Source organism: Nocardia heshunensis (assembly GCF_054782115.1).
On the sequence record NZ_BAAGTC010000031.1, the window covers coordinates 19,972 to 32,377 of the forward strand.

The 12,406-nt window shown below is 67.8% G+C and carries 12 protein-coding genes; 6 read left to right on the plus strand and 6 right to left on the minus strand.

All coding sequences use genetic code 11. From position 1 onward, the window contains the following. Positions 1–83: 83 nt before the first annotated feature. On the plus strand, positions 84–704 hold the full coding sequence (locus tag ACYVN4_RS44600) for a TetR/AcrR family transcriptional regulator (protein ID WP_460730289.1): 621 nt from the start codon (positions 84–86) through the stop codon (positions 702–704). On the opposite strand, the gene ACYVN4_RS44605 is transcribed toward ACYVN4_RS44600, so the two are convergent. Further along, positions 701–1,759, minus strand: coding sequence for an NAD-dependent epimerase/dehydratase family protein (locus ACYVN4_RS44605; protein WP_460730291.1), 1,059 nt, complete (start codon positions 1,757–1,759; stop codon positions 701–703). The genes ACYVN4_RS44600 and ACYVN4_RS44605 overlap by 4 nt on opposite strands. Positions 1,760–1,966: 207 nt before the next feature. Between ACYVN4_RS44605 and ACYVN4_RS44610 the strand changes: the two genes are divergently transcribed. The 3 genes from ACYVN4_RS44610 to ACYVN4_RS44620 are packed head-to-tail and all read left to right on the plus strand — an operon-like array spanning position 1,967 to position 4,100. Continuing rightward, positions 1,967–2,701, plus strand: a complete 735-nt coding sequence (locus tag ACYVN4_RS44610) for an ABC transporter ATP-binding protein (RefSeq protein WP_460730293.1) — start codon at positions 1,967–1,969, stop codon at positions 2,699–2,701. Then, positions 2,698–3,495 carry an ABC transporter permease gene (locus tag ACYVN4_RS44615; RefSeq protein ID WP_460730295.1) on the plus strand — a complete coding sequence of 266 codons (798 nt, stop codon included), beginning with the start codon at positions 2,698–2,700 and terminating at the stop codon, positions 3,493–3,495. Before ACYVN4_RS44610 ends, ACYVN4_RS44615 begins: the two co-directional genes overlap by 4 nt. Continuing rightward, the gene (locus tag ACYVN4_RS44620; RefSeq protein ID WP_460730297.1) at positions 3,492–4,100 is read left to right on the plus strand and encodes a TetR/AcrR family transcriptional regulator; all 609 of its coding nucleotides are present in this window, start codon (positions 3,492–3,494) and stop codon (positions 4,098–4,100) included. Before ACYVN4_RS44615 ends, ACYVN4_RS44620 begins: the two co-directional genes overlap by 4 nt. 13 nt (positions 4,101–4,113) lie before the next feature. Here ACYVN4_RS44620 and ACYVN4_RS44625 read toward each other — a convergent pair whose 3' ends face one another. The 5 genes from ACYVN4_RS44625 to ACYVN4_RS44645 form a co-directional block, all read right to left on the minus strand. Beyond that, the gene (locus ACYVN4_RS44625; protein WP_460730299.1) at positions 4,114–5,271 is read right to left on the minus strand and encodes a hypothetical protein; all 1,158 of its coding nucleotides are present in this window, start codon (positions 5,269–5,271) and stop codon (positions 4,114–4,116) included. 136 nt (positions 5,272–5,407) lie between these two features. Further along, the gene (locus ACYVN4_RS44630) at positions 5,408–6,592 is read right to left on the minus strand and encodes a hypothetical protein (RefSeq protein WP_460730301.1); all 1,185 of its coding nucleotides are present in this window, start codon (positions 6,590–6,592) and stop codon (positions 5,408–5,410) included. A gap of 240 nt (positions 6,593–6,832) precedes the next feature. Continuing rightward, positions 6,833–7,054, minus strand: a complete 222-nt coding sequence (locus ACYVN4_RS44635; protein WP_460730303.1) for a Trm112 family protein — start codon at positions 7,052–7,054, stop codon at positions 6,833–6,835. Between the two features lie 10 nt (positions 7,055–7,064). Then, a complete protein-coding gene (locus ACYVN4_RS44640) occupies positions 7,065–7,565 on the minus strand; it encodes a GtrA family protein (protein ID WP_460730305.1) in 501 nt (166 codons plus the stop codon). Then, positions 7,562–9,799 (minus strand): hypothetical protein, encoded by a 2,238-nt coding sequence (locus ACYVN4_RS44645; protein ID WP_460730422.1) that lies wholly within the window; start codon positions 9,797–9,799, stop codon positions 7,562–7,564. The genes ACYVN4_RS44640 and ACYVN4_RS44645 overlap by 4 nt, the downstream gene beginning before the upstream one ends. 437 nt (positions 9,800–10,236) lie before the next feature. Here ACYVN4_RS44645 and ACYVN4_RS44650 point away from each other — a divergent pair, with 437 nt between their 5' ends. Then, entirely contained in the window at positions 10,237–11,262 is a 1,026-nt protein-coding gene (locus ACYVN4_RS44650) for a glycosyltransferase family 2 protein (protein ID WP_379367253.1), read from the plus strand. Beyond that, on the plus strand, positions 11,259–12,398 hold the full coding sequence (gene rffA / locus ACYVN4_RS44655; RefSeq protein ID WP_460730307.1) for a dTDP-4-amino-4,6-dideoxygalactose transaminase: 1,140 nt from the start codon (positions 11,259–11,261) through the stop codon (positions 12,396–12,398). Before ACYVN4_RS44650 ends, rffA begins: the two co-directional genes overlap by 4 nt. Positions 12,399–12,406: the final 8 nt, after the last annotated feature.

A 12,406-nucleotide genomic window follows, 5' to 3' on the forward strand; every position in this document is an offset into this window, starting at 1 on the left:
TCTCGCGCGGACGCCGCGCCACCCGGCCCACGATAGCCGTACCAAGTGGTTACGTAACCACTCGGAACGGTAAAATTTCGGCCATGGCCGAGAATCAGGACGTGGCGGGCGCGAAGATCGACGGGCGGGCCCTGCGATTTCAGCACCGCCGCCCGGAATTGCTCGCGGCGGCCACCGAATACGTGCTCGACCACGGCGTACACGAACTGTCGATCCGGCGGGCCGCGGAGGTCCTCGGCGTCAGCCACGCCACCCTGATCCGGCATTTCCACACCAAGGACGCGCTGATCTCCGAGGTGCTCGAACACATTCGCGCGGATTTCGAGCAGCGGCTGCTGGCCGAGGAACTCCGGACGGTGGACTCCCCGGCGGAGCTGCTGCGCGCGGCCTGGCGGCACCTGTGCCGGCCGCGCGAGCAACGTCAGTTCCTGGTGCTGTTCGAAGTGGTCGCCGTCGCCGCGCGCAGCCCCGAGCATCCACGGTCCCGGCTGGTCACCGACTGGCTGACGGTGATCGAACGCGAGCTGGCGCGGTATCGATGGCCCGCCGAAACCGCCTCCCGCACAGCGACGTTCATCCTCGCCCAGGTGCGCGGCCTGCAGCTGGACCTGCTCACCACCGGGGACCGGGAGCGCGTGGACGCCGCCTTCGAGATGACCGTGGACCTCCTGATGCGCGAGTACCCCGGGGCCACCGAGGGCTAGCGCCAGGTGGGGGCTCCGGCTCCGGCGGTGGCCCGCAGTGGGGCGGTGGCGAATTCGGCGAGGCCATTGTTCGGGGTGGTCTCGGCGATGAAACCCAGTGTGCGGCGGGCACGTTCGGGGCTGGCCACGATGTGGCGGACATCGCCGCTGCGGTAGTCGCCGGTGACGACAGGCTGCTTGCCGCCGCATGCGTTCGCCAGGATCGCGGCCACCTCACCGATGCCGACCGGATAGCCCGAGGCGATATTGAGCGGGGTGAACGCACCCAGCGGATGCTCGAGCGCGGCGACATTGGCGGCTGCGATATCACGGACGTGGATGAAATCGCGTGCCTGCGTGCCGTCTTCGAAGACGCGCGGGGCCTCCCCCGCCTCCAGCGCGGAGCGGAAGATGGCGGCCACCCCGGAATACGGTGTGTCCCTGGGCATATCGGGCCCGTAGACGTTGTGGTAGCGCAGCGCGGTCACGGTGCCGCCGGTGGCCGCCGCCCAGGCCAGCGCGTAATGCTCCTGCGCCACTTTGGAAGCGGCGTAGATGCTGCGGGGGCGCAGCGCAGCGTCCTCGTCGATGGGGGCCCAGGCCAGCGGGCGGCCGTCGGGGCCACGGTGGTCGAAGCGGCCGTGGTCGAGGTCGTTGCGGGTGCGCGGGGCCGGGTCGACGGGCACACCCGCGGAGTCGATGTAGCGGCCCTCGCCGTAGACGACCATCGAGGACGCCAGCACCAGGTGGCGGCAGTGCGCGCGTTCCATGGCCGCGAGCAGCACCGCGGTGCCGAAGTCGTTGTGGCTGGCGTAGGCGGGCGCGTCCTGGGCGCTGACGCCCGCGCCGACCACGGCCGCCTGATGGCAGACCACGTCGATGCCGTGCAGCAGTTCGTCGAGTCCGTAGGGGTCGCGCACGTCGACGCGGGCGATGCCCGCGGGCGGGACGGCGGCGGAACCGTGGGCGGCGGCGAGCATGAGGTCGGCGGCGACCACCTCGTGCCCGGCGTCGAGGGCCGCGCGGTGAATGTGCGAACCGATGAAACCGGCCGCGCCGGTCAGAAGTACACGCATGGGCCGATTCTGGGTGGCCGGGCGACGGAATGCGCCCGGACTGGCCGAGCTCGCGTGGTTCGTCACGATTTGGTCAGACGAATGCGGCCTCGCGGGCCGTTCGACACGCCCGAATCGCGACACGAAGGCGGGGTCTTGCCACCGCGAGCGATCGGGCGCAGAATTCATCACGTAGTGAATTCAACACTCGATGAATTGAGGGTGACCGTGACGGCACCAGCCACGACTAGCGATGCCATCGCCATCGAACATCTGGAAGTTCGGCGCGGCGGGCATCAGGTTCTGCAGGACATCAGCCTGACCGTGCCCCGGGGCAGCATCACCGGGCTGCTGGGGCCGTCGGGGTGCGGGAAGACGACGCTCATGCGCAGCATCGTCGGCACGCAGATCATCGAATCCGGGACGGTCAACGTGCTCGGGGACACCGCCGGGTCGCGGGGGCTGCGGCGGCGGGTCGGGTATGTGACCCAGGCGCCGAGCATCTACGACGACTTGACCGTGGCCGACAATGTCGCGTACTTCGCGGCACTGTACGGGGCCTCGCGCGACGGGGTCGAAACCGCTTTGGCCGCAGTGGGTCTCACCAGCCATATGGATCATCGGGGCAACGAGCTGTCCGGCGGGCAGCGCACCCGGGTCTCGCTGGCGTGCGCGCTGGTGGCCGATCCGGAGCTGCTGGTGCTCGACGAGCCGACGGTCGGGCTCGACCCGGTGCTGCGCGCCGATCTGTGGGAGCAGTTCCACGCGCTCGCGAAACAGGGTCGGACGCTGCTGGTTTCGAGTCACGTCATGGATGAGGCCGAGCACTGCGATCAGTTGCTGCTCATGAGGGAAGGCCGGTTGCTGGCCCAGCTCTCCCCTGCCGAATTACGTTCCGACACCGGCGAATCCAGTCTGGAGAGCGCCTTTCTCAAGCTTATCCGGATGGGAGAAGAGCTGTGAGCACGACCTTTTCGACAAACGCCCGTCCCGCGGGACCGCGTCCGCTGGGCTGCTACACCGCCACCACCGTGCGGATCTTGAAGCAGTTGCGGGCCGATCGGCGCACGGTCGCCATGATCGTGCTGGTGCCCGCGTTGCTGATGACGCTGCTGTATTTCGTCTACAAGAACTATCCGCAGCTGCCGCATCAGCCGCGCCTGTTCGACCGGATCGGCATCACGATGCTCGGCATCCTGCCGTTCGTGGTGATGTTCCTGATCACCGCGATCGCCATGCAGCGCGAACGGGTTTCGGGCACGCTCGAACGGTTGATGACCACGCCGTTGGCCAAGCTGGATCTGCTGGCCGGATACGGGACCGCGTTCTCCATCGCGGCCGCGGTGCAGGCTGGGGTGGCGTGCCTGGTGGCGTTCTGGCTGTTGGGGTTGAACGCAGCGGGCAGTCCGATGCTGGTGGTGCTCATCGCGATTGTCGATGCGGTGCTGGGTGTCGCGCTGGGGCTGCTGGCCAGTGCGTTCGCGCGCACCGAATTCCAGGCCGTACAGTTCATGCCCGTGATCGTGCTGCCGCAATTCTTCCTGTGCGGGTTGCTGGTTCCGCGCGGGCAGCTGCCCGGCTGGCTGGAGGCGATCAGCAATGTGCTGCCGCTGAGCTACGCGGTCGACGCCCTACAGCAGGTGTCCACGCACACCGGGGTCACCGGCCAGATGTGGCGCGACATCCTGATCGTGGCCGCCTTCGCCGCTGTCGCACTGGGATTGGGCGCGGCCACCCTCCGGCGGCGGACTGCGTGACGGCGGGCAATACCCGAAGCGGACGCCGCCCCGGCAACTCCGGCACCCGGGCGGCGATCCTCGACGCCGCCCGGACCCGTTTCGCCGCAGTCGGTTTCGACAAGGCGTCGATCCGCTCCATCGCCACCGCCGCCGCCGTCGACCCCGCCCTCGTCCACCACTACTTCGGCACCAAACACGAACTCTTCGCCGCCGCACTGGAACTCCCCATCGACCCCCAGGAAATCCTCGACCGCTTCGCGCTGGTACCCGTCGAGGAACTCGGCGAAACGATCATCCGCACCGTGGTCACCATCTGGGATTCCGAGATCGGCGTCCCCACCATCGCCGTCTTCCGCAGCCTCCTGGCCAGCGACGACCCGGCCCTGGCCCGTACCTTCCTCCTGGACATCGTCCTCAAATCCATTCGCCCCCGCGTCGATTCACCCCCGGGCACCGGCGCCAAACGCGCCGCCCTCGCCGCCTCCCAGCTGGCGGGCCTCCTGGTAACCCGCAAGATCCTCCGGGTAGAGCCGATCGCCTCCATGCCCATCGAAGAACTCGCCGCCACCGTAGGCCCCACCCTCCAGCGCTACTTCACCGCCGACCTCCCCCTGGAGCCCTGAAGGCCATGAACAGCTACTGCTGCGGCGTAGGCCCCGGCTGCTGCACCGAGCTTTCGGGCACCAGCACCCAACCCGGCGGGACTTGCGGCCAACCCGATTGCGCCGGAACGGGACTCTGCGGTGGCCGACCCCAATTCGGGGGCGGAGCGTACGGGGTGCGGTAGCGCGGTTTGGTCGCGGCGGAAGCGACAGCCAGTACCGTCACGAGCAAGGCCAGGGCGGTGGCGGCGAAGAGTAGCCACGCGCTGACGCCGAGGTCACCGAATCCCACCGGACCGAACAATTCACGGTCCACCAGATCCAATGAGAGCAACAGCCCCGTTCCGAAGAGCGCTGCGGCACTGGCCGATCCAATGATGCGGCCGCGTCCGGTAAAGGACAGCACGGCCGCTACCAGAGCCACGACCGCGCCCACCGCTACGGGCAATCCGACCATTCGCGTCGTGCCATCGAATGTCCGCCACATGGTCGTATTGCCGAGCAAATGGCCGAACGAGGAGGCCACCGCCAGTCCGGCAAGCACAACCAGAAGCATGCCCACCACGATGTCCAAGGCACCCGCACGAGGCGTCAGTGGTCGGCCGGACCTGTCGACCGGCGCCGTCCTCTGCGCCGCCCCGGAGCCAACGAGCACCCCGACCAGCGCGGCCATGGAAACGATTGCGGCGAACGCGAACACCCAGTAGCCCGACTCCAGACGCACCGTGAGTCCGCGAGCGGTGTTGATCAGGGCGGAGCCGACAAGGACGAGCAGTGCCGCCGCCGACCCGACCGCCGAACTCGCCGCCGATACCGTGATAGCGCGTGCGGGCGGGTAGCGCCTCGCGAGTCCGGTGAGCAGCAGAATGCCGCCGAGCGTGGCGAACACCGCGGCGACGATCATCGCGATGCCGAGTAGCTGCTGCGTCTCAGCGGGAAAGTTCCGCATACCGCTGCTGGTGAATTTCCATGGCTGCCACACCTGGTGATAGGTCAGGAGATCACCGGGCTTCGACGGAATGGGCCGATGGTTGTACTGCGGCTGGGTGGGCCGATGGTCGTATTCGACCAGGGTCAGGAATGAGCCGACCACGAACAGCACTGCGAGCAGCAACAGCAACCCACCGGCCGCCAGATCCAATCCCCGGCGCTCGACCGGAACCTGCGCTGCCCCAGCCGGACCCGGCCACACCGGTCCACCGTGAGTTTGCGGCGCGAACGAGTTCGGCGAAAAGCCGTTCGGGTCATGCGGATTCTGGGTTGGGCCTGGTCCCCCGAAAGTGCTCACCCGGGAACCCTAATAGATCCCTTGGAATCGGGCCGCGACGCTACCGCCCCTGCGGGGGCTGTTGCCAGCCCTGTTCGGGCTGTGGCCAAACCGGTTGAGGCGGAGCCGGATTCTGCGGCCCAGCCTGTGGGACCTGTGGCGGCTGAACCCAGGTCGGCGGCGGAGTCGCGAGGGATGGGGCGGGTGCCCAGCCTGGATATTGTTGGGGGACCGGAGCGTACGGGGTGCGATAGCGGGGTTTGGTCGCGGCGGCCGCCACCGCGAGCACCGTCACGATCAGGGCCAGCGCGGTGGCCGCGAACAAGAGCCACGCGCCGACACCGAGGTCACCGAATCCCACCGGACCGAACAGTTCCCCGTCCACTTCGTCGAGCGAAAGTAGCAGTCCGGCTGCGAACAAGGCTGCGGCGCTGAGTGATCCCATCGTTCGACCGCGGCCCGCGAACGACAGTGCGGCAGCGATCAGCGCGGCGACCGCACCGAGAACGAGCGGGGCACCGAAGAACTGAATGTGGTCGTTCAGTGACGACCACATGGTTGTGCCCCCGAGTAGGTGGCAGAAAGTGGCAGCCGCCATCAATCCGGCGAGCGGGATCAGCAGCGCACCGACGACGATCTCCAGGCCACTCGCTCGGCGTGTCAGGGGTCGGCCGTAGCCGTCCAATGGCGTCGACGCGGGTGCCTTCTTTCCTGCGACCAGCACTACGACCAATGTCGGGAGCGCCACGACTGCAGCCGCGACGAACACCCAGAAGCCGGCCCCCAACCTGATCGTGGACGTATCCCCGCCGATCAGAAACGAATTCGCGACGTCGACAACGAGGGTCACGGCCAGACCAATTGCCATGCTCGCGGCCGCCACGGTGATCGCGCGGGCCGACCGCAGACGCGCAGCGAGTCCGGTCAGAGCGAGCACAGCGCCGATAACCGCCACCACCGCCACCAGAACAATGGCGATGCCCAGCAACTGCTGGGTGCTGTCGGGCGTATCCGGGACACCGCTACTGGTGAATTCCCATGCCCGCCATTCCTGGTGGGCGGGAGCGGCGAATGAACCATCCGGCTGTTGGGTGTACTGGTGGTAGAAATCCACACGGAACCGCGTCAGATCCAGGAACGAGCCGACCACGAACAGCACCGTGAGCAGGATCAGCAGTCCACCGGCGACCAGATCCACACCGCCGCGCGCTGATGGAACCTGCGCTCCGCCAGTCGAACTCGGCATACCCGGTCCGCCCGGATTCGGCCACTGCTGCCCGCCCGGTGTCGCGAATCCCTGGGGCGCTTGCGCATCCGGCCACGGCGATGCCACTCCGGGCGGCGCCGATTGGGTGCCACCCGGATGGGGCTGGGCGAATGGGTTCGGCGAATAACCGCCTGGGCCATACGGATTCTGAGATGGATCTGGTCCCCCGAAAGTGCTCACCCGGGAACCCTAGTGGAATCCCGGACGCGAGGTCGGGGGTCAGTTCTGGGTGAGGAAGAACGTGTGGTCTTCGTCGGTGACGTCTACGGCCTCGTCCACGAGGAGGACGGGGATGCCGTTGTCGACGGGGTAGGCGCGGTGGAGGCGGGGGTTGTAGAGGACGGTGTCGCCTGCGGGGGTGTGGGCGAGTTGCAGGGGGCCCTTGTCCTGGGGGCAGGCGAGCAGGCTCAGCAGGGTGGCGTCCAGGGTTTCCTCCGACATGGGAGGGAATCTACCGGTCGGCACTCGCGGGGGTGGAATCGGTGGTGCGGCGGAAGCTGATGTGGCGGTGGCCGAAGAAGGTGATGACGGCTACCAGGCCCATGACCACGACCGCGGCGGGTTTGGCGGGGGCGTGCAGGAGGGAGACCGACAGTTGCAGCAGGATCATGTTGAGCACCATGCCGACCAGGTTCACGCCCACGAAGGCGATGAAGTCGCGCAGGATGTGGCCGCGGACTCGGAAGACCAGGGTGCGGTGCATGACGAAGGCCACGACCATGCCGACGGCGTAGGCCAGCGCCACCGACAGGGCGGCGGCCACGTCCTTGGACACCATGTTGCCGAGGATGCTCAGCCACATGATGGTGAGCACCATGCCCATCAGCGTGTTGAAGCCGCCGACGAGGGCGAAGGCGACTTCCTGCCGTCGCACCAGCCGCAGCAGCGGCCCGGCGGGTGCGGCAGGGTCGGGGTGCGCGGTGGAATCGAGCGCGGGTGGGGCGTCGGTCACTGTGCCGAGCCGACCAGGTGACGATCCGGATCGTCGTCGAGTTGCTCGATCGCGGGCGCGCCCTGACCACGGCGACGATTCCGAACGTAGAGCCACTGCAACAACCCTACGCCCACCAGTCCGGCTGCGGCGCTGCCGATTCCGATCTTCCAGCCCGGCGGCCGCCAGCTCAGCTCCAGTTCGGCATTCGAGGTGCCCGCCGGAATGTCCACGGCCACGAAGACTTTCGACACGGTGTGGAACGGGATGGTCTTGCCGTTGAGGGTGACCCGGTAGCCGGGCCAGGCCAGGCGGGCGAAGGTGAGCCGGCCGCCGGTCTCCGAGGACACTCGCACCTTGCTGGTGCTGTCGGTCTCCTCGATGGAGGTGGCGGTCACGTCGTGGGCGTCGCCGATGCGGCCGTTCACGCCGGAGATGGGCCCGCCGTCGCGCTCGAGCACCCAGATGTACTTCTCGTGCCCGGGCACATCCACGAAATGCCAACCGTCGGGCGCGGGTTGGTTGCCCGCGTCCGGGAACATGGCCTTCTGCAACACGACTCGGTCGATGAGCATCAGGTCGGCCAGGGTGCGCCCGGTGGTGGGTTCGGGGCCGAACAGTCGCCGGTAGGAGTCGGGGCAGACACTGGAATCCCATTCCATGCACAGCATCTGCATGAAGTAGAAGTAGCCGTTGGGCGTGTACCCGTTGACGTAGCCGTCGCGCTCCAGGTGCTTGGCGTAGTTGCCCCACACCAGCGACCCGTACGCGCCGTCGAGATTCTTCTCGGCGGCTTGCACCAGTCCGCGATTGGCGAGCTGCAGGGTGGTGCCGCCCTCGAACTTCGGGAACGCGGCCATCGCTTCGGTGCGGTTGGCGGGCAGGTTCCACGACATCGGCGTCGGCTGCACCCACCACACCTGGAACCAGGCGATGGGCACCATGGCCGCGATCACCAACGCTGTCGCGGCGGACACACCGCGGGTGCGACCCAGCCACACCACGCCCAGCCCGAGCGCGATCACCACGGCCGCGGAACCCAGATGCCAGGCGACATCGTGCGGGTCGGCGGAGAAGGTCCGCACCCACAGCGCGAGCACCAGCACCAGGGCCGCGATGATCCGATTCTTGCGATCGCGCAGTGTGCCGAAGCGGCCCAGCAGCACGCACACCAGCACCAGCAGTCCCAGCGCCAGCATGGGCAGCACGCGGGCGGGCCAGCGCAGCGGGCCGACGACGCCGGGTCCGGCCGTCCACATCAACGCCATCAACGCGAACAGGGCGATGGCGACGAACTGCTTCCAGTGTTTCTGCGCCGCTTTCCAATCCACGAAGGCCAGCGCCGGGATCAGGAACCAGGCGATGTAGGTCATGGGCAGCGGCTGGACGTAACCCCACCAGGAGGTGAAGGCGGGCATGGTGGTGGGCAGGCTGGGGTTCAGCGATTCCGACCACGGCACGGTCAGGAACTGGTCGTTATTGATCTGCGAGTTGCCGCGCGCGGTCACCTGCGCCGACAGCATCGAGGGCAGGAAGGTGAGCAGACCCGCGAGACCCGCGGACACCGTCACGGCGATCAGCCGCAGCAGCGGAGCGAGCGCCTCCCGGGTCCGCGTCCGCAGGTCGCTGCCCTGGCACACCAGGTAGCCGACGGCGACCGCGAGCAGCATCAGCACGGCCTCGACCGACGGGAACACGTACTGCACCGAGATCGCCAGGTACAGGTAGACGAAGACCGGGATGGGCCCGCCCTTGCCCCGCAGATACCGCTCCGAGGACGCCCACGCGTGGACCATCCAGGCGGTGCCGGACATGGCGGTGAACCAGCTGGCCTCGTCGAAGAACAGGAAGAAACCGGTGAACGGCATGGCGACACCGGCGACCGCCGCCCACTGCGGGCGCGATCCGTACACCAGGCAGACGCGATAGACGCCGAGCCCGGTGATGATCGCGAAGATCAACTTCACGATCGTGGCCAGCACGACGAGATTGGGCACCGAGGGCGCGATCAGATCGATCAGCAGCTGCGGCGGATTGAAAAGTCCCGCTTCCTCATTGGTGTAGTTGCCGGTCATCCACTGCTCGGGAATCAGCAGCGGGAAGTGGCCGTCGCGGAAGGCGCGACCGAAGAACACCCACAGTCCGCTGTACTGGGATTCGGTGTCGTCGGTGAAGAAGTGGCGGGGGTTGGCCAGGATGACGGCGAGATAGCCGAGGGTCACGCCGAGCGCGGTGATGGCACCCCAGCGGTACACCTCACGCCGCGCGCTACGGTCGGACACGACCGGACGATCCGACGGCTGCGCCGCCTCTGCGTCCTGCCCGGATTCGGTGGCCCCGACCACCTTGGAAACTGAGCTTTCCACCACGAGTTCCAGACCCTACAGGGCGGCGCTGTCGATGACACTTACGCAGCCCCGCGTCGACCCTCGCCGCAACCCTGTGTCTACCGGGCTTACGCGAACCTGCGGCAGACTGCGAGGTACGCAATGATGGGTTCGGTGATCACCCTTCGCGCCGATTGCCGCGACCAGCAGCGTGTTAGAGTTCAGCGCGGCTCGGGCCCTGTTTTCCGGCGAGGAGTTCCGCCACACACCGTCATCGAAAGTACATTCAGCTGATGCCGATTCCGTCCGCCCGTACGCATGCGAGCGACCCCAGCGTGACCTCCGGCGGCGAGCGCCCCGTGCGGGTGCACGCGGTGTCCGTCGTGGTGCCCGTGTATCGCGGCGAGGACACCATCGCCACCTTGGTCAGCGAGCTGGACAAGCTCGGTGAGCCGAACACCACACCGCAGGGCGCGCGTTTCGCGGTCGAGGAGATCGTGCTGGTGCACGATCACGGTCCCGATCGCTCCGATGTGGTGCTGCGCGAACTCGAGGAAACCTACCCGCAGGTGCGGGTGGTGTGGTTGAGCCGCAACTACGGTCAGGATGCCGCCACCATCGCGGGCATGGCCGAGGCGCGCGGCGACTGGACCGTCACCATGGACGAGGACGGCCAGCACGATCCGGCGTTCATCCCCGACTTCCTGGACACGGCGTTGAACGAGCGCGCCGATCTGGTGTATTCCAAGCCGGTCAATACCCGTCCGCACGGCTTCCTGCGCAACATCACCTCGCGCGGCGCGAAGTTGGTGCTGGCGACGCTGTTCGCCTTCCCCGACTCGACTCGTTTCGAGAGCTACCGGCTCATTCGCGGCGATATCGCGCGGCAGCTGGCGCAGGTCGCCTCCAACGGTGTCTATCTGGATGTGGCGCTCACCTGGGTGGTGGGCGATGTCGCGCAGGTGCCGGTGCAGTTGCGCGCCGAGGGTCGTGAGGAGTCCGGCTACAACTATCGTCGCCTGTTCTCGCTGTTCTGGAAGATGGTGCTGTGCAGCGGAACTCGCGGCCTGCGCGTGGTGAGCATGCTGGGCGTGACACTGGCGCTGGGCGGGCTCGGCATGGCGGGCTGGGTGGTCTACCACCGACTGACCAACAGCAGCGGCGATCCCGAGGGCTGGGCGTCGCTGATGACGGTGCTGCTGCTGTGCTCGGGCGCGATCCTGTTCTCGCTGGGCCTGATCGCCGAATACCTCGGCGTCGCACTGCATGTGCTGGTCGGCAAGCCGCTCTACCTCACCGTTCAGACGCCGACACCGCGCCCCGAGCAGCTGCGTGATCGGCACGACGGCAACACCATTCGGTTCGAGAACGAGGGAGTCCCGCGCGCGTGAGCAGTGACCGCATCATCTTCAGCCGCCCCTTCCGCGCCGCGGGCGAACTGCCGAACGTGGAGGCCGTGCTGTCCTCGGACCACAGCCATGGCGACGGCCCCTTCACCGCGAAGGCCACCGCGAAGCTGCGCGAGATCACGAGTGCGCCGCACGCGCTGCTGACCACCTCCTGCACGCACGCGCTCGAAATGGCCGGGCTGCTGCTGGAACTCGGGCCCGACGACGAGGTCATCGTGCCGAGTTTCGCGTTCACCTCCAGCGCGACGGCCATGGCTATGCGCGGCGCGACCGTCGTGTTCGCCGATATCGACGACGCGACCGGCAATCTGGATCCGGAGTCGGTGGCGCGGGCCATCACGCCGCGTACCAAGGCCGTCATGGTCATCCACTACGGCGGTGTGGCCGCCGATATGGAAGGGCTGCAGCGGCTGGCGGATTCGCACGGATTCGCCATCATCGAGGACAATGCGCACGGGCTGGGCGGCTACTACCGGGGTCGTCCGCTGGGCACCATCGGCACGGTCGGCGCGCTGTCGTTCCACGACACCAAGAACGTGCACTGCGGTGAGGGCGGCGCGGTGCTGCTGACCGACGAGATCCTCATGGCGCGTGCGGAGATCATTCGTGAGAAGGGCACCGACCGGGCGCGGTTCCTGCGCGGCGCGGTGGACAAGTACTCGTGGCAGGACATCGGATCCTCCTACCTGCCCAGCGAATTGAACGCGGCGGTGCTGGACGCGCAGCTCGCCGAGTTCGACACCATTCAGCGCAATCGGCACCGGGTGTGGGATCACTACGCGGCCGCGCTGCCGGAGTGGGCCGCCCGCAACGACGTTCGGCTCATGTCGGTGCCGGAGGATCGTGAGCACACCGCGCACCTGTACTACCTGCGGGTGCCGACCGAGGATCGCCGCGACGACCTGATCCGGCATCTGTCCCAGCACGGCATCGTGGCCCCGTTCCACTATGTACCGCTGGACTCCTCCCCCGCCGGGCTGAAGCTGGGCCGCACCCCGTTCCCGTGCACCCGCAGCGCCGAGTTCTCCGCGACGCTGGTGCGGCTGCCGCTGTGGCCGGGGCTGACCGAGGAGCAGTTGGCCCGGGTCGTGGACGGTGTCACCAGCTTCACCGTCTGACCACCCGT

What these genes read in the sequence shown, in the direction of transcription:
- ACYVN4_RS44600 (WP_460730289.1), top strand. Translation starts at nt 84, where the DNA reads ATGGCCGAGAATCAGGACGTGGCGGGCGCGAAGATCGACGGGCGGGCC.
- ACYVN4_RS44605 (WP_460730291.1), bottom strand. Translation starts at nt 1,759, where the DNA reads ATGCGTGTACTTCTGACCGGCGCGGCCGGTTTCATCGGTTCGCACATT.
- ACYVN4_RS44630 (WP_460730301.1), bottom strand. Translation starts at nt 6,592, where the DNA reads ATGCCGAGTTCGACTGGCGGAGCGCAGGTTCCATCAGCGCGCGGCGGT.
- ACYVN4_RS44635 (WP_460730303.1), bottom strand. Translation starts at nt 7,054, where the DNA reads ATGTCGGAGGAAACCCTGGACGCCACCCTGCTGAGCCTGCTCGCCTGC.